This window comes from Thermomonas flagellata, assembly GCF_022419185.1.
GTDB lineage: Bacteria > Pseudomonadota > Gammaproteobacteria > Xanthomonadales > Xanthomonadaceae > Thermomonas > Thermomonas flagellata.
This window is the reverse complement of sequence record NZ_JAJOZK010000005.1, coordinates 101391-119139: the sequence shown is the minus strand read 5'-3', so window position 1 is coordinate 119139 and position 17749 is coordinate 101391. Positions and strand designations below refer to the sequence as shown.

General features: G+C 72.4%; 11 protein-coding genes. 8 read left to right on the top strand and 3 right to left on the bottom strand.

Annotation, left to right across the window (positions count from 1 at the left end; all coding sequences use genetic code 11):
* Nucleotides 1-101: 101 nt before the first annotated feature.
* From tssF to ML340_RS06515, 7 genes are all read left to right on the top strand, one after another.
* Nucleotides 102-1937 carry a type VI secretion system baseplate subunit TssF gene (gene tssF / locus ML340_RS06545; protein ID WP_240097919.1) on the top strand — a complete coding sequence of 612 codons (1836 nt, stop codon included), beginning with the start codon at nt 102-104 and terminating at the stop codon, nt 1935-1937.
* The gene (tssG, locus tag ML340_RS06540; RefSeq protein WP_240097917.1) at nt 1934-3031 is read left to right on the top strand and encodes a type VI secretion system baseplate subunit TssG; all 1098 of its coding nucleotides are present in this window, start codon (nt 1934-1936) and stop codon (nt 3029-3031) included. Before tssF ends, tssG begins: the two co-directional genes overlap by 4 nt.
* Complete coding sequence (tssH, locus tag ML340_RS06535) at nt 3022-5682, top strand: type VI secretion system ATPase TssH (protein WP_240097915.1); 2661 nt, start codon at nt 3022-3024, stop codon at nt 5680-5682. Before tssG ends, tssH begins: the two co-directional genes overlap by 10 nt.
* A gap of 123 nt (nt 5683-5805) precedes the next feature.
* Nucleotides 5806-7932 carry a type VI secretion system Vgr family protein gene (locus tag ML340_RS06530; RefSeq protein ID WP_240097913.1) on the top strand — a complete coding sequence of 709 codons (2127 nt, stop codon included), beginning with the start codon at nt 5806-5808 and terminating at the stop codon, nt 7930-7932.
* Between the two features lie 142 nt (nt 7933-8074).
* The gene (locus ML340_RS06525; protein WP_240097911.1) at nt 8075-8620 is read left to right on the top strand and encodes a DUF4123 domain-containing protein; all 546 of its coding nucleotides are present in this window, start codon (nt 8075-8077) and stop codon (nt 8618-8620) included.
* A 10-nt stretch (nt 8621-8630) separates the two neighbouring features.
* Entirely contained in the window at nt 8631-8987 is a 357-nt protein-coding gene (locus ML340_RS06520) for a hypothetical protein (protein WP_240097909.1), read from the top strand.
* 2 nt (nt 8988-8989) lie between these two features.
* Complete coding sequence (locus tag ML340_RS06515; RefSeq protein WP_240097907.1) at nt 8990-10555, top strand: hypothetical protein; 1566 nt, start codon at nt 8990-8992, stop codon at nt 10553-10555.
* Nucleotides 10556-10803: 248 nt separating this feature from the next.
* Here ML340_RS06515 and ML340_RS06510 read toward each other — a convergent pair whose 3' ends face one another.
* Entirely contained in the window at nt 10804-11193 is a 390-nt protein-coding gene (locus ML340_RS06510; protein ID WP_240097905.1) for a DUF4280 domain-containing protein, read from the bottom strand.
* A gap of 9 nt (nt 11194-11202) precedes the next feature.
* Nucleotides 11203-11784 (bottom strand): OmpA family protein, encoded by a 582-nt coding sequence (locus ML340_RS11930; protein WP_275672643.1) that lies wholly within the window; start codon nt 11782-11784, stop codon nt 11203-11205.
* A 221-nt stretch (nt 11785-12005) separates the two neighbouring features.
* Here ML340_RS11930 and ML340_RS06500 point away from each other — a divergent pair, with 221 nt between their 5' ends.
* Complete coding sequence (locus ML340_RS06500) at nt 12006-13355, top strand: ATP-binding protein (RefSeq protein ID WP_240097903.1); 1350 nt, start codon at nt 12006-12008, stop codon at nt 13353-13355.
* Between the two features lie 60 nt (nt 13356-13415).
* On the opposite strand, the gene ML340_RS06495 is transcribed toward ML340_RS06500, so the two are convergent.
* Complete coding sequence (locus ML340_RS06495) at nt 13416-17741, bottom strand: two-partner secretion domain-containing protein (protein ID WP_240097901.1); 4326 nt, start codon at nt 17739-17741, stop codon at nt 13416-13418.
* Nucleotides 17742-17749: the final 8 nt, after the last annotated feature.

Below are 17749 nucleotides of genomic sequence, written 5' to 3'. Positions count from 1 at the left end.
GGCATACGCCTTCCGGCGAATGGCCGCCAGCGCATGGCCTGCCTAGCCTGTCGCGCAGCCGGACGCGCCCGATCGCGCCCTGCCTCCGCCGCGGGGACGCCATGCTCGACGAGCTGCTGCCGTACTACGAGAACGAACTGACCTACCTGCGGCGGCTGTCGCGGGAATTCGCCGCCCGCTACCCCAAGATCGCCGCGCGCCTGCAGATGGACGGCGAGGTCTGCGAGGACCCGCACGTCGAGCGCATGATCGAGTCGTTCGCGTTCCTCACCGCGCGCATCCACAAGAAGCTCGACGACGAGTTCCCGCAGATCACCGAGGCCCTGCTGTCGGTGCTCTACCCGCACTTCCTGCGTCCGGTGCCGTCGATGTCGGTGGTGCAGCTGCAGCTGGCGCCCGGCGCGGAGATCACCGCGATGCAGGAGCTGCCGCGCCACAGCCTGCTGCTGAGCCGGCCGGTGCAGGGGCTGCCGGTCCGCTATCGCACCGGCTATCCGGTCGAGGTCTGGCCGGTGCGGATCGCGGACGCGCGCCTGGAGGCGGCCGAGCGCTCCGCGTTCGCGCTCACCCAGGGCGATACCGTCGCCACCCTGCGCCTGCGCATGGAGAGCACCGGCGCGCTGCCGCTGTCCAAGCTGCCACTGCGCCGGCTGCGCCTGTACCTGGACGGCGAAAGCCCGCTGGTGCATGCGCTGCACGAGCTGCTGCTCAACTCGGCCACCGGCCTGACCCTGCGCGCGCCGGACGACCAGCCGCAGGTGCCGCCGCTGCGGCTGCCGGCCTCGGCGCTGCGCCCGGTCGGGTTCGAGGAGGATGAGGGCCTGCTCGACTACGACCCGCGCTCGTTCCTGGGCTACCGCCTGATCCAGGAATACTTCGTGCTGCCCGAGAAGTTCCTGTTCGTGGACATCGACGGAATCGATACCGGCCGCTTCGGGCAGGCGCTGGAGATCGCGGTCGAGATTGGCGCGTTCGGCCGGCCCGAGCGCCTGGCGCGGCTGGAACAGGCGGTCGGCGCCGACACCTTCCGCCTGTTCTGCACCCCGGTGGTCAACCTGTTCAAGCAGCAGGCCGAGCCGATCCGGGTGTCGCAGGAGCGCCACGAATACCCGGTGGTGCCGGACGTGCGCCGGCCGCTCGGGCTCGAGGTCTACTCGGTGGACTGGGTGCGCAAGTCCAGCCGCAGCCCGGCCGGCACCGAGGTGGTCGAGTTCCACCCCGCCTATTCGGTGCGCCACGGCCTGCACGACGACGGCGATGGCCACTACTGGTACCTGCAGCGGCGGCCCTCGCCGCTGCCCAACGACGACGGCGCGGACGCGGTGATCAGCCTGGTCGACCGCGACATGAACCCGCGCGCGCCGGCGGTGGACACGCTCTCGCTCAGCCTGACCTGCACCAACCGCGACCTGCCCTCGCTGCTGCCGTTCGGCGGCGAGGACAGCCTGCTGCAGCCCGAGCAGGGCGGCGTGATCGCCAGCGCGCGCCTGCTCAAGAAGCCGAGCGCGACCTGGCGCGCGCCGATGCGGCTGGCCAACCAGTGGCGGCTGATCTCGCACCTGGCGCTGAATCACCTGTCGATCGTGGAGGGCGGGCGCGAGGCGCTGCTGGAGATCCTCAGCCTCTACAACTTCGCCGACTCGGCCACCGTACGCAAGCAGATCGCCGGCATCACCGACGTGCGCGGCGAGCCCTCGGTGACCCGGATCGGGCAGGCGCCGCGGCAGGCGTTCGTGCGCGGCACCGAGATCGTGCTCGAATTCGACGAGAACCAGTACGTCGGCTCCGGCGTGTACCTGCTCGCCTGCGTGCTGGATCGCTTCTTCGGCCTGTATTGCACCGCCAATTCCTACACCCGCCTGAGCGTGCGCACCCAGCAGCGCGAGGACTGGCTGGTGCGCTTCCCGCCGCGTGCCGGGAGCCTGCCGCTGGCATGAACGCCACCGCCGCCCGCAGCGACGCCACGCCGCTCCCGGATATCCCCGCCGGCGACCCGATGCAGCCGGCGCTGGTGCGCCTGCACGCGGAACCGGCCCGCTTCGGTTTCTTCCAGGCGGTGCGCCTGCTGTACCAGGCGCACGGCTTCGACGGCCGCGGCAGCGGTGCGCGCCCCGGCCCGCTGCGCTTCACCGTGCCGCCCTCGCTCGCGTTCCCGCCGGCCGAGCTGCATGCGCTGACAGAGGCCGATGGCGGGCTGCGGATGGCGGTCAACTTCATGGGCCTGACCGGCCCGTCCGGGGTGCTGCCGCGGCTGTACACCGAATGGCTGATCGCGCGCCAGGCGCAGCAGCGCGACCGCAGCGCGCAGGACTTCCTGGATCTGTTCAACCACCGCCTGGTGGCGCTGTTCTGGCTGGCCTGGGCCAAGCACCGGCCGGAGATCGGGCGCCAGTTCGGCTTCCACAACTCGGTGCTGCGCTACCTCGACTACCTGATCGGAATGGGCACGCCGGCCCTGCAGGCGCGCCTGCATCCGGGCCGGCGCGCGTCCGCCGGCAAGCGCCTGCCGGGCGCGGCGATGGCCTACTTCGCCGGGCTGATCGCGCAGCGTCCGCACGGCGAGCGCACCATCGCCCAGGTGGTGTCGGCGGTGGTGGACGCCCCGGTGCAGTCCACCGGCTGCCTCGGCACCTGGCAGCCGATCGCCCCGGCGGCGCGTACCCGGCTGGGGCAGGCCAACCACGCGCTCGGCGCCGGCGCGGTGCTCGGGCGCTGTTACTGGGACCGCCAGACCACCCTGCGCCTGACCATCGGGCCGCTCGACCGCCGCCGCTTCAACGCCCTGCTGCCGCGCGGCGCGCTGCTGGGCGACACCGTGGAACTGGCGCGCTTCCTCACCGGGCTCGCCCTGGACCTGCGCGTGCGGCTGTCGCTGCGCGCCGACCAGGTGCCGCCGCTGCGGCTGGGCGCACGCGACGGCGACCGTCCACAGTTGGGCTGGAACACCTGGCTGCGCGGCCGCCGCAGCCGCCAGCCGACCTTCGACACCGAATTCCGATTCTCTGCAATGGGAGGCCAGTCATGGCACTGAACCTGCGCGCACTGATCGCGCGATTGAACCCCACCGTACGCGGCGCGATGGAGAGCGCGGCCGGCCTGTGCATGTCGCGCGGGCAATACGAGGTCGAGGTCGAGCACCTGCTGCTCAAGCTGCTGGAGGTGGAGAACTCCGACCTGCGCCGGATCCTGCGCTACTTCGAGGTCGCGCCGGAGACGCTGGAGCGCGAGCTGGGCAAGGCGATCGACGGCTTCAAGACCGGCAACCAGCGCACCCCGGCGCTGTCCGCGCTGATCCCGCGGCTGTTCGAGGCCGCCTGGGGCTGGGCCTCGATCGAATACGGCGAGGCCCGCATCCGCAGCGGGCATGTGCTCGTCGCGCTGCTGGCGGACGCCGAGCTGCGCCGGCTGGTGGCCGCCAGCGCGCGCGCGCTGGAGAAGATCAACCTGGAGACCCTGAGCCACAACTTCCACGCCCTGTGCGACGGCTCCAGCGAGGCGCGCGAGGCGCGCGCGCTCGGCGATGCCGCCGCCCCGCCCGCCGGCGACGGCGGCGCGCCGGGGCAGGCCGGCGGCGGCGGCCGGCCGAGCAAGACCCCGAATCTCGACCAGTACTGCATCAACCTCACCCAGCGCGCGCGCGAGGGCAAGCTGGACCCGGTGCTGGGCCGCGATGCCGAGATCCGCCTGATGGTGGACGTACTCACCCGCCGCCGCCAGAACAACCCGATCCTCACCGGCGAGGCCGGGGTCGGCAAGACCGCGGTGGTCGAGGGCCTGGCGCTGCGGATCGCCGCCGACGACGTGCCGCCGCAGCTGAAGGGCGTGGAGCTGCTCTCGCTCGACCTCGGCCTGCTGCAGGCGGGCGCGAGCGTCAAGGGCGAGTTCGAGAACCGGCTCAAGGGCGTGATCGAGGAGGTCAAGTCCAGCCCGGTGCCGATCATCATGTTCATCGACGAGGCGCACACCCTGATCGGCGCCGGCGGCACCGCCGGCCAGAACGATGCCGCCAACCTGCTCAAGCCGGCGCTGGCGCGCGGCGAGATGCGCACGATCGCGGCCACCACCTGGAGCGAATACAAGAAATACTTCGAGAAGGACCCGGCGCTGACCCGCCGCTTCCAGGTGGTGAAGGTGGACGAGCCGGACGATGCCAAGGCGGTGGCGATGCTGCGCGGGGTCGGGCGCGCGATGGCGGCGCACCACAAGGTGCGCATCCTCGACGAGGCGATCGTGGAGGCGGTGAAGCTCAGCTCGCGCTTCATCCCCGGCCGCCAGCTGCCGGACAAGGCGGTGAGCGTGCTCGACACCGCCTGCGCCAAGGTCGCGATCGGCCAGAACGCCACCCCGGCGCGGATCGAGGATGCGCGCAAGCGGCTGGAGGTGCTGCGCACCGAGCAGGCGCAGCTGGAGCAGGAGCAGGCCGGCGGTGCCGACCACGGCAAGCGCCTGGCGGAGATCGCCGCCGACATCGAGGCGACCACGACCGCGCTGGCCGCCGACGAGGCGCGCTTCGCCAAGGAACAGGCGCTGGTGGCGCGCTACAACGCCGCGCTGGACCGGATCGAGGCACTGACCGCCGACGACCCCGCGCGCGCCGAGGTGCGCGCCGAGCTCGATGCCATCCGCGCCGAGCTCAAGGCCGTGCAGGGCTTCGAGCCGATGGTGCTGCCGGTGGTGGACGCCGCCGCGGTCGCGCAGATCATCGCCGGCTGGACCGGGATCCCGGTCGGGCGGATGGTGGCCGACGAGATCCAGACCGTGCTGCGCCTGAAGGAATCGCTGGAGGAACGGGTGATCGGCCAGAGCCACGCGCTGGAGGCGATCGCCCAGCGCGTGCGCACCTCGCGCGCCAACCTCGAGGATCCGGACAAGCCCAAGGGCGTGTTCCTGCTGGTGGGCACCTCCGGCGTGGGCAAGACCGAGACCGCGATCGCACTGGCCGATGCGCTGTACGGCGGCGAGCGCAGCATGATCACGATCAACATGAGCGAGTACCAGGAGGCGCACACCGTCTCCAGCCTCAAGGGCAGCCCGCCCGGCTACGTCGGCTACGGCGAGGGCGGCGTGCTGACCGAGGCGGTGCGCCGGCGCCCGTACTCGGTGGTGCTGCTGGACGAGATCGAGAAGGCGCATCCCGACGTGCTGGAGCTGTTCTTCCAGGTGTTCGACAAGGGCCGCATGGAGGACGGCGAGGGCCGCGAGATCGACTTCCGCAACACCCTGATCATCCTCACCTCGAACGCCGGTACCGACCTGGTGATGCAGGCCTGCCGCGACCGCGACCCACCGCCGACCGTCGAGGAACTGGACGGGCTGCTGCGCCCGGAGCTGAACCGGGTGTTCAAGCCGGCCTTCATCGGCCGCACCACGGTGATCCCCTACTACCCGCTCAAGGACGAGAACCTGCGCAAGATCGTGCGCTTGAAGCTGGACAAGATCGGCCGCCGCATCCGCGCCAACCACGGCGCCGCGTTCGAGTACGACGACGCGGTGGTGGACGCGATCGCCGCGCGCTGCACCGAGGTCGATTCCGGCGCCCGCAACATCGACCACATCCTCACCGGCACCGTGCTGCCGGAGGTGTCCGGGCACGTGCTGGAGCGGATGGCCGAGGGCGGTGCGATCAACGCGATCCGGATCGGCGCCGATGCCGGCGGCCGCTTCACCTACGCCGTGCACTGAACCGGGCCGCCTAGCCCGATCGCGCTAGCCCGCCGCCCGCCGCGGCCGCGGGCTAGCACTTCCGGGGAATGTCGCGCCCGCCGGCGGCGCGCCAGCATATCCGCAGCCGAAGGCGACGATGCCATGCCCGCCAGCCTGTCCACCCGCAACCGGATGTACTTCCTCACCCTGCACGAGTACGGGGAGGACGACCTGTTGATCGCGGACATGACCGGCCACGAAGCGCTCTCGCAGCTGTTCGAGTTCCGCCTGCGCCTGCTGTCCGCACGCGAGGACATCGACCCGGTGCGGATCATCGCCAAGCCCGCGATCCTGCGGGTGGAGACCTACGACAGCGCGCACATGGGCGGCGAGCGCCACTGGAACGGCGTTGTCTCCCGCTTCCAGCGCACCGGCCGCGCGGCCTCCGCCGAGGGCGAGGACCTGTACGCCTACGAGTGCGACATCGTGCCCTGGCTGTGGTTCCTGACCCAGCACGAGGACTGCCGGATCTTCCAGAACAAGGGCGTGCGCGAGATCGTCGAGACCATCTTCGAGGAGTTCGGCTACAGCGATTTCCGCTTCGACCTGCAGGAGGACCACCCGCCGCTGGAGTACTGCACCCAGTACCACGAGACCACCTTCGCCTTCCTCTCGCGCCTGCTCGAGCGCGAGGGCATCCACTACTACTTCCGCCACAACGAGGGCGAGGAAGCCCGCCACATCGTGGTGTTCACCGACCACAACCGTGGCTACCCGGCGCTGGAGCCGGCGACCCTGCCGTTCCACCACGAGGGCCACGCCGAGGACTTCGACGCCCTGCGCACCCTCGCGCTGGACCAGCAGATGCGCACGCGCAAGGTCACCCTCGGCGACTGGGACTTCGAGCGCACGCGGCTGCTGCGCGAGACCACCCCGACCGTGCTGGAGATCGGCGCCGACCGCGACCTCGAGCGCTACCGCTATCCCGGCGGGTTCGTGGACCCGGAGGTCGGCAAGTTCCGCGCGCGGGTGATCATGGAGGCCGAGGAGGCCAGCCACCTGCGCCTGCGCGGCGACAGCCAGGTGCGCACCCTCGCCCCGGGGCATACCTTCACCCTCGAGGGCCATCCGTTCGACGACTTCAACACCGAGTACGTGGTGCTCTCGGTCTGGCACCACGGGCGCAACAACCTCGGCGGCGAGGGCGATGGCGGCGGCGACTACGGCAACGAATTCACCCTGCAGCCGCGCGAGGCCGTCTGGCGCGCCCCGCTGAGCACCCCGCGCGGCTTCATCCGCGGCCCGCAGACCGCGCTGGTCACCGGCCCCAGCGGCGAGGAGATCCACGTCGACCGCCACGGGCGGATCAAGGTCCAGTTTCACTGGGACCGCCAGGGCCGCTACGACGAGCGCAGCTCGTGCTGGGTGCGGGTGGCGCAGCTGTGGGCCGGCAACGGCTACGGCACGATGTTCATCCCGCGGGTCGGGATGGAGGTGGTGGTCGACTTCCTCGAGGGCGACCCGGACCAGCCGCTGGTCACCGGCTGCGTCTACAACGGCATCAACAAGCCACCCTACGACCTGCCCGCGCACGCCACCCGCTCCACCCTCAAGACCCTGTCGAGCAAGGGCGGCGGCGGCACCAACGAACTGCGCTTCGAGGACAAGAAGGGCAGCGAGGAGGTGTTCCTGCAGGCGCAGAAGGCCCTCAACGTCCTGGTCAAGGCCAGCGAGCACCACCAGGTCGGCGGTGACCTCGACCTCAAGGTCGGGCACGACCGCAAGACCGGGGTCGGCGGCAACGAGCACCTGCACGTCAAGGGCGACCATGCCTGGGTGGTCGACGGCAAGCTCACCGCGGCCATCATGGACGGCCCGATGGAATTCCAGACCGGCGGCGAGGCCAAGTACTTGAGCCGGCAGAAGATGGACATCGGCTCCAAGCAGGAAATCGACATCCACGGCGGCCTGCAGCTGCTGCTGGAGGCGAATACGCTGGTGAGCCTGAAGGTCGGCGGCAGCGGCATCGTGATCGACCCCTCGGGGGTGGCGATCGTCGGGCCGATGGTGCGCATCAACTCGGGTGGAAGCCCCTCCTCGGCAGTGGTCGACTCGGTCGGCACCCGCCTGGTGGAGGCGCAGGGCACCCAGGCCACCCGCGACGGCCAGGTCACCAGCTCCATCCAGCAACTGCAGGCGCAGGCCCTGCGCAACGCCGCGCGGGCCGCGCAGCCGTTCTGTGCCGAATGCGAAGCGGCGCGCGCCGCACTCGAGGCCCTGCGTGCATGACCTGTCGCGCCCGCTTCCGCCGTATCGAAGGCTGCACGCGGCCCGTGCCGCGCGCGCACCGCGGCCGTGGGGAACCGCATTCAGGCAATCACGCACGCGCGCCGGGATGCGCACGCAGGCACCCGCATGGAGAGACCCACCGGTGATCCCGCCAAACCAGTTCGAGGTATTGCAGCGCAGGATCTTTTCCACCCCCGGGCGGGCGGTGTACGCGGTGATGGACGGGGCGATGGTGGACGGGCTGCCGGCGCGTCTGGCGCAGGTCGCCCCGGACGCGATGTGCCTATTCGAGGGCAGCCTGGACCCGATGCTGAGCGCCGCCGCCCCCTGGCTGCTGCACCTACAGCCGGGCACCGACGCCGCGCGCATGGTGCTGGCCGAGGGCTGGAACGGGCACTGGGGCATCGTGCTGGAGACCGACGCCAGCCACGACCTGCGCGCCGTCCGCGCACATCTGCGGCGGGTGCTGCGGGTGCGCGCCCCGGACGGCACCGCGATGCTGTTCCGCTTCTACGACCCGCGCGCGTTCCGCGCGGTGGTGCCGGTGCTGGAGCCGGCGATGCGGCGCGAGTTCTTCGGCCCGCTGCGCGGGGCTTACGTCGAGGCGCGCGCACCGGATGCGGTGCTGTACTTCAGCCGCGACGGCCAGCCCGAGCCGCAGACCCTGATGCTGGCGACAGTGGCCTGAGGACGCGCGCATGCTGGCGATCAAGCGCAAGCAGATGGCGGCGATCGGCGAGGCCCACCTGCGCCACAGCCTGGCCGACTGCGTCTCCCGCCACTTCGGCGCGCAGCTGCCACTGCCGCTGGACCAGCTCGACGCCGAGTTGGATGCGGTGATCGCCTATTGCCGCAAGGCCGGGCTGCGCAGCCAGCGCGCGATCGCGGCCTACGCCGTGGCCTGCGTGCTGTTCGGCAACCGCCGGGTGGCGCAGGACCCCTCGATCGCCGCGATCCTGGCCGACCGCGGCAGCCCGCAGCTGGACCGCGCGCTGATGATCGAGATGTGGACCGCCACGGCCTATGCCGACTACCGGCGGATGCAGGGGGCGTGACGATGTTCGACGGACTGACCTCAGGACTGTCGTCGATCGGCGCCAGCGCCGGGCAGGCGGTGCAGCAGGCGCAGCAGGCCGCCAGCGCCGCGGCCGCCAGCGCCGGCCAGGCCGCACAGGCGGCGATCGGCGAGGCCCAGACCGCGGTCGCCAATGCCGCGTCCGCGGCCGCGGGCGCCGCCAACGGCGCGATCGCGCAGGCGCAGCAGGCCGCGCAGCAGGCCGCCGCACAGGCCGGGGCCGCGGCCCAGGGCGCGCTGGCGCAGGCCAACCAGGCCCTGGACGCCGCCCGCGCCAGCGCCAACGACCTGGCGCAGAACGCACTGGCGCAGGCCAACCAGGCCCTGGACCAGGCCAGCCAGCAGGCCGGCGCCGCCGCCCAGGGCGCGCTGGCGCAGGCGCAGGGCGCGGTGGATCGTGCCCAACAGCAGGCACGCGCACTCGCGGAAGGGGCCTTGGCGCAGGCCAACCAGGCCCTCGACCAGGCGATGGCCTGCGCCGAACAGGCCGCGCAGGAGGCCATCGACCGCGCCATGGGCATGGTCGACAACGCGATGGCGCTGGTCGAGGACGGCATCGGGCGCGCGCTGGACGCCGCCAACACCGCCATCGACCAGGCGCAGGCGGCCCTGCGCGATGCCACCACCCGCGCGCTGGAGCAGCTGCGCGGCGAGGTGCTGGGGCGGGCGCGCGACGCGCTCGGCCAGGTCGCCGCGCTGCTGGACGCGCTGCCGAACGAATTCCCCAACCTGCCAGTGGACTTCCCCGCCTCAGACTGTCCGTACGTGCGCGCGCTGCAGGAGGAGCTGGCGCGGCGCGCGGCGCAGGCCAACAACGCGCTCGCCAATGCCACCGGGGCGCTGAACGACATCGCAGGCAATCTGCTCGACCAGGCCGATGCCCTGCTCGACCGCGCCGACGGGCTGGCCGACCAGGCCCTGGACGCGATGGACCGCGCGCTGGATGCGATCGACCAGGCGCAGGCCGTCGCCAACCAGGCCGCGCAGCAGGCGCTGGACACCGCGCGTGGCGCCGTCCGCCAGGCGCAGCAAACCGTGCGCGAACAGGCCGGGGCCGCGATCGCACAGGCACGCGATGCCGTCAACGGCCTGCGCACGCAGGCCAACCAGGCCGCGCAGGGCGCGATCGACCAGGCGATGGCCGCGATCGACGGTGCGCAGCAGCAGGTCGGCGAGGCCGCCCAGCAGGCGATCGACACCGCCCAGCAGGCGATCGCCCAAGCCCAGCAGCAGGCCAACCAGGCCGCGCAGCAAGGGTTGGCACAGGCCAACCAGGCCGCGCAGCAGGCGCAGCAGGCGCTCAACGGCGCCGCGCAGCAAGCCCTGGGCAGCGCGCAGCAGGCCCTGCAGTCGGCTGCGGCGAATGCCGGCGAGGCCGCGCAAGCCGCGGTCGCGCAGGCACAGGCTGCGGTCGGCGAGGCTGCCGCCGCGGCCGGCCAGGCCGCCCAGGGCGCCGTCGCCGCCGCGCAATCGGCCGCTGCCGGTGCTGCCGGCGCGATCGGCAATGCCGCGCAGTCGCTCGGAAATGCCGGACGGATGCTCGGCTGACGCACGCCGCGCGGGCGCGGTCCTGCCCCGCTCCGTGCATTCTTCGTCCAACAGTGCGCTGCCGCCGCCACCTCGCACAGGACAGGACGCGCGCGCTGACGGCACGCCAACCTCAGACGATGCGCGGGAGCGTGGGAGCGCGGACACAGGGTGCCTGCGGATACCGCCGGGATCGCGCGGGAATCATCGACGCTGCGGCCGGCACCGCTGCGGCCAGCGGCGCGGGCCGCCGGGGTGTACCGGCAGGCCTAGGGAATCAGCTCAGTCACCTGGCCCGGATTGAGCACGCTCACCAGCCCACCCCACAGGCACTGGCAGGTGCAGGTGTTGTCCACCGCCGGCAGGTTGCCGACCAGCACGGTGGCGGCGCCGGGCGTCCACGGCGTCTGCGTCATCGGGATGCAGGGCTGCGGGGTCAGCACCCCGCTGGCGGCGGAGGTCGCCGCCGCCACCTGCGGATTGGCCAGGCTCATGCACATGCCGAACGGCTGCACGTTGAGCATGGGCTTGTGGTCGAGGATGTTGGCCGCCGGCTGGTTACCCGAGAACACGCGGTTCGTCGGCAGCACCACCAGGCTGGAGGGCAGCATGCCGAAGCTGCACAGCAGCTGCGCGCCGTTGACGACCTGCAGCGGCATGGCCGCGGCTCAGCCACCAGTGGCCTGGATCTCGACCCGGCGGTTCTCCGCGCCCAGCGGATCGTCGGGATTGAGCAGTTCGCTCTTGCCCTTGCCCACCGCCCGCAGGCGCGAGGCCTCGACCCCGTTCTCGATCAGGTACTGGCGCACCGCGTTGGCGCGCCGCTCGGACAGGGCCTTGTTGTAGGCCGCCGAGCCGCTGGCATCGGTGTGGCCGACCACGGTGAAGCGGCGGCCCTCCAGCTGCGGCGAGGACAGCGCCTTGGCCAGAGTGGCCATGGTCTTGGCCGAACTCTCGGAGATCCGCGCGGAGTTGTAGTCGAAGTTGATGCGCATGTTGACCGATGCCGGCTTCGGCTTGGCCACCGGGGCGGGCGTCGGCGCCGGCGCGGTCGCCATCGCCGCTGCGCCCGGGCGCAGCGCGCGCGTCTGGCCGGGCCCTTCCGCCGGCGGATCGGCCTTCAGGCTGTTGATGATGGAATCGACCGACGGTGATTCCTGCACCGCCGGCGCCTGCTGGGCCGCGGCGATCCCGGCGGCGGACAGCAGCGCCAGCACCAGCAGCGGACGGAACGGAGCAGTCGTGTTCATGGCATGCCTCAGGTTCGGATCGGGACTTCCGACCGGTGCGCAGCGCGGCGCATCGCGGTCACAGCGGAAGTCTGCGCCGCGCGCGCCGCGAATTCGATACGCCGTTCGGTGTAGTCCACCGCCCATACACGAGGCGGCAGATAGCGCCGACGGCCTATCGCCGCCCCCGGCGCGGAGTCCTAGCCTGTGGGTCGAAACGGACATGCCTACGCACGATGGACATGCTGACTGCCGTGCTGGGGGGGGGGGCCGCGGCCGGCCTCGGCCTGCTGGCTGGCCTTACGCTGCAGGGCCGGCGCCTGCGGCAGGCACAGGCGCGCGCGCTGGCCCCGCTGCTGGCGGCAGCGCAGGACGACGACACGGCGTGTGCGCCAGCACCCGGCACCCCGGCCGCGCTGGCGGAACTGGCGCAGCGGATCGTCGAATGGCGGCGCCGGGCGCGCGACATGCAGGCGCAGCAGGAACGCATGGCCGTGGAGATGCTGCACCTGATCCAGCAGGGCGAGGGCGCACTGCGGGCGCGCCAGCGCATGCTCGACGCCACCGGCCACGACCTGCGCCAGCCGCTGCAGCGCATGCAGCTGGCGCTGGCGCGTCTGCCGCCGCCGCCCGACCCCGAGGCCGAGGCCGCACTCGCCTCGCTGCGCGAGGGCATCGCCGACATCGCCGGCGTGCTCGACGGACTGCTGCTGCTGGCACGCTGCGAAGCCGGCGCGGTGCAGCCGCAGGCCGCCGACTGCACGCTGGAGCCGCTGTTCGCCGCGCTCGTGCACCGCCACGCCGCCGCCGCGGCCCGTGCCGGCATCGGCCTGCACTGGCGCGCTGGCCGCTTCGCCGTGCACACCGACCCGGCACTGCTGGCGGACCTGCTGGAACGCCTGCTCGACAACGCGCTGCGCGCGACGCCGCCGGGCGGTCGGGTGCTGCTGGCCGCGCGCCGGCACGCCGATGGCGTGCGCATCGAGGTCCGCGACAGCGGGATCGGGATCGCGCCGGTGCACCAGCCACGGGTGTTCGACGAGTTCTTCCAGATCGGCAACCCGGAGCGCGATCCGCGCCGCGGTTACGGCCTGGGCCTGGCGATCGCGGCGCGCCTGGCAGCGCTGCTGGGCACGCGCGTGGAACTGGACTCGGCCCTGCACCGCGGCAGCCGGTTCTGGCTGGCACTGCCGCGCGCGGATGCGCAGGCGACCCGCCCGCACGCGCTGGTGTACGACCGCGATCCCGCGCGCGCCGCGGCCTTGGCCGGATTGCTGGCCTCCTGGGGCCATGCCGCGCAAGCCTGCACGTCGCCGGCGCAGTTGCAGGCCGCCCTCGCTGGTGGCGAAGCACGGCCTGCGCTGCTGCTGTGCGCGCTGGAGGACGCCGACGACCCGGCCTGGTTGCTGCTGGACCAGGAGCGACGGCACAGGCCGGCGCCGCAGATGGTCGTCCTGTGCCGGCAGCCGCGGCCGGAGCTGCTGGCACGCTGCGCCCGCCTCGGCGCGCGCCTCGGGCCGCTGCCACCGGCCCCTGCGCGCCTGCGCGCGCTGCTGGCCTCCAGCCCAGCCGTGCCTGCCTGCGCGCCGTGAGGCCCCGGCCCGGTTCCGACGCATTCGCGCATCGAACCGGGCCGGCCGGCGGATGCCGGCTCAGAACTCGTTGCAGCCGTTGCGGCGCTCGCTCTCGAAGCAGCTGCTCAGGTTCGGGCGGGTGCGCACCCGTGCCCACTCGTTGGCCAGGTCGTCGCCGGCGCTGGCCAGGCCCGGATCGTCCAGGCTGGCGTTCAGCGCACACACCGGCGCCCCCGCGATGTTGCGGTCGTAGACGTAGGTGTTCACCGGCTCGCTGACGAAGGCGGTGGGCGTCGCCGACAGCTGCGGCAGCGGGATGATCTGCAGCGCCGTGGCATTGCCCGGGGCCTGGGTGATCACGTAGTTGCGCGGGTTGCCGGTGCCGAGGATGGGATAGAACCCGATCGGCGAGAGCAACCCGGCCGGGCTGGTCCAGATCGGCGCGCTGCCGAACACGCTGGCCACGGTGTCGCCGTTGCGGAAGCCGGTGACCGTGCCCGTGAACGGCGGGTTGGCCACGCCGAGGTAGCGCACCGCCGGGTCGGCGGTGAACAGCAGGGTGGCGGGGGTGATGCTGAGTGTGCCCGGCAGCAGCACCAGCCGATAGCCGGCGGCGGAGGTGAAGCTGCCGCTGATGGGATAGGCGCCCACGTCGCTGCCGATGGTGGCGGGGGTGCCGGCGCTGCCGCTGGCGACCGCGGCCGGGCTGTCGCCCAGGATCGCGCCGGTCACGCTGAAGGTGAACACCGGATTGGGCAGGCCGTACTCGCGGCTGGCATCGTCGAAGCGGATGGTCGCCACCGGCTGCTGCACGTAGATGAAGTGGTCGTCGCCGGCCGGGATGCTGACCCCGCAACTGCCCTGGTACTGGCAGCCATACAGGTTCGGCAGCGCGCCGCTGCCGGCCAGGCCGCCACGGGTCTCGCCGACCCAGGTCTGCGCCCACACCCGCCAGTGACCGCCGGCGAGCAGGCGTGCGCCGACCGGGTTCTGCAGCGTGTTGGCGGTGACCAGGTCGATGTCGGCACCCGCCACGTCCGCACGCAGGGTGAGATCCCCCTGCAGGTTGCGCACGAACACATCGCCGCCGGCCTGCACGCCGCTGGCGGAGAGCGTGCCGAAGGCGTTGCCGCTGGCATCGAAGCCGGCGCCGGCGACCGTCCCGATCGCCAGTGCATCGCGGTCCTGGTAGCGGAAGCTGCCGCCCGCGCGCCCGGCGAGCGTGGTTGCCGCCACGTCGTTCTGGGCGGCGTCCAGCGCCACGTTGCCGCCGGCGATCGCGAGCAGGCTGTGGGCGCGCAGCGCACCGGCCGCGGTCTGGGTGATGTCGCCGCCGCTGGCGAGGGTCAGCGTGCCGCTGCCGACGTCCAGCCCGGCCTGCAGATCGATCCCGCCGCTGCCGCCCTGGTTCTGCAGGGTCAGATCGCCAGTGCGGCCGATCGCGCCCAGCACCCGGATCGCACCGGCATGCTGCTGGCTGCCGATCACCAGCCGCGGGGTCTCGATGCGCCCGAGTTCGCCGGCATCGAGCACGAACCCGCCGCTGCCCGCGCCGAGCAGGATCGCATCGCCGGTGCGCTCGGTCAGCCCGCCGCCGGCATCCACGCCTCCCGGGCGCAGGTTGATACCGAAGCTGCTGCGCAGGCGGCCGTCCAGCACCACCGCGTCGCTGCCGCCGGCATTGCCGGCGCGCAGCACCAGCAGGCCGTTGCCGGCATCCACTAGCGCGCCGTTGCCGACCCGCACCCCGGCGCCGCCGACGCCCTCCCCCGCCAGCGCGATCCCGCCGCCGTTGGTCGTGAGGTTCACCCCGTCGCCGATCACCAGCCCGCTGGAACCGGCCCCGGTCCCGCGCCCGCGCAGGTCTAGGCGGCCGCTCACCGTCGTCACCTGGCCGCTGTCCAGCGCCAGCCCCACGTCGCGCCCGATCCCGGTCAACCCGATCCCGCCCGTCGTGGTCGCCACCGCCGCCGCACCCGCAAAGCGCAGCCCGCGCCCGTTCGCCGCCTCGCCGACCACCACCACGTCGCCCGCACCGCCCTGCAGCCGGGCATCCACCAGCTCGGTGCCGATCCCGTCGTTCCCGCTCGCGCTGCCGCGCACCTCGATCGCCCCGCCGCCGCTGGCCAGCGTGCCGTCGCGCAGCGACACCCCCAGGCCCGCACCGCTGCCCACGATCCGGATCGCCCCGCCACCGCTGCTGAACCCCGGCGCCGCGTCCAGCCATACCCCCGTATCGCCGCTGCCGGTGATGGCGATTGCACCGCCGCCGCTGGCGAAGGCCGTGCCGCTGCTGCGCACCCCGGTTCCGCTACCGCTGCTGCTGCCGTCGATCCGCACCCGGCCACCGGCGCTGGTGAGGCTGGCGCCGACCAGGGCCACGCCATGGGTGAAGTCCGCCCCCTGCCCGACCAGGGTGAGGTCGCCGCCGGCGGTGTCGAGGCTGGTGCCGTCCACCCGCACCCCGGCATCGCCATCGCTCGCATCGGCCGCGGTGCTGGCCCCGCGCAGCAGCAAGCTGCCACCACCGGTGCGCACGCTGCCGCCGATCAGGCGAATGCCGCTGGAGAAATTGCTGGCGAAGCCGGAGAGCGGGTCGGACTGGCCGTACAGCCAGATATCGCCGCCGTTGCTCTCGAGGTCGGCGTTGGCGAAGCGGATGCCGGCATAGCCGCCGCTGCGGCTGGAGGCATCGGCATTGAAATACATCGCTAGGCGGCCGTTGAGGCTGGCGCCGATGCGGAAGTCACGGCCGGTGATCGCACCGTCCGCGTCCACCCGCAGGAACAGGTCGGCGACCCGGTTCTGGATGTCCACCCCGGCGGCGAAATCGACGTTGCCGGCATCCGCCGGCCCGGTGCCGGCGCGCAGGATGACATTGGTCGCGTTGGCCAGCGCGCCGTTGATCTCGTTGTCCTGCAGGCTCAGGCCGGCCGCAGGCGACGCCAGCGACCCGAGGGCGTTGCCATGCACGACAGAGAGATTGGGTGCCCACAGCGTCCAGCTGCCGGGGGTGAGCCCGCTGGCATTCACCTGCAGGCCGCGCACGTCAAAGTTTCCGGCGGTGGCGGTCAGGATGCTGCCGCCCGCAATGGTGCCACTGGCATTCAGCGCGCCGTACAGGGCGAGCGCACTGCTGGCGACGGCCAGCACGCTGCCGCCATCGCCATCCTTGGAACCGGCCCTGACCTCCGAATTGCGATCCATGCCCACTGCCTGGCCGGCGATGCGCACATTGCCGCCATCGCCGCGCAGGCTGGCCTCGGCCAGGACCTGCGAATTGGCCGTCAGCAGCACGGCGGTGTCCGCCAACAAATCGACAGCACCGCCACCGCCACTCCCGGAGGCATCGATCCTGCTGGCCACCGGGAACGGGTTGCCCGGTGCGAAGGGCGTGTCGTCCTCGTTGATCAGGATCACGGAGTTGCCGCGCAGCAGCGCATAGCCGCCGGTCTGGCCGCCGTCGCCGGTGACGTCGATGTAGCCGGCGGTGAACGGCGAGCTGGCATCGGAGAACACCCCCGGCGCCCCGAGCATGACCATCCCGCCGTCGGAGGTCAGCTCGACCCGGCCGTTGACGTTGGAGAGGGTGCGCGCGCGCAGGCTGCCGCTGACATACAGGTTGCCCCCGCTTCCGCCGGCGGTGGCGGCGGTGCGCAGCAGGATCCGGCCCGCATCCGCGGTCATGCTGCCGCGCCGGGTCTGCACGAACGCCGAGTTGATGTCCGCCGGCGCGGCCACCAGCACCTGGGTCAGGCCGTCGCCGAAATAGTCCAGTGCCACCGCGGTGCCGGCGCCGACCGCGATGGTGGCGCCGTTGGCGGTGATGCTGCCGTTGTTCACCACCGAAGGCCCGACCAGCGCCACCCCGCCGGCCCCGGCCTGGATGCTGCCGTTGTTGCGCAGGCCGGCGTTGCCGGTGTAGCCGGTGAACTGGAAGCGGCCGGTGGAGATGCCGGCGAGGAAGTCCGCATCGCTCATGGCCAGGGTCGAGGCCACCAGCCCGCCGACGTTCACCTGGGCATTGCCGCCGAACAGGATGCCGGCGGTGTTGAGCAGGAACACCCGGCCGTTGGCGCTGAGGGTGCCGTCGATCACCGACGGGCCGCCGGTGCCGACCACCCGGTTGAGCGCGACCGCGCTGGCGTTGGGCTGGTTGAACTGGACGCTGTAGCCGTTGCCGATGTCGAAGTTCAGCCAGTTGATGATCACGCCCTGGCTGGACTGGTTGATGGTGGCCTGGGTGCCGGTATAGCCGATCGTGGCGCTGCCGGAGACCACCGTGCCGCCGCCGGGCAGGTTCTGCGCCTGCGCCGTGGAGGCCGCCAAGAGCGTGAACAGGGCCAGTGCCAACCGCCGCCGGCGCAGCTGGCGGGTGGGCGCAGCGTAGACGTGGGCGCGCATGCCGATAT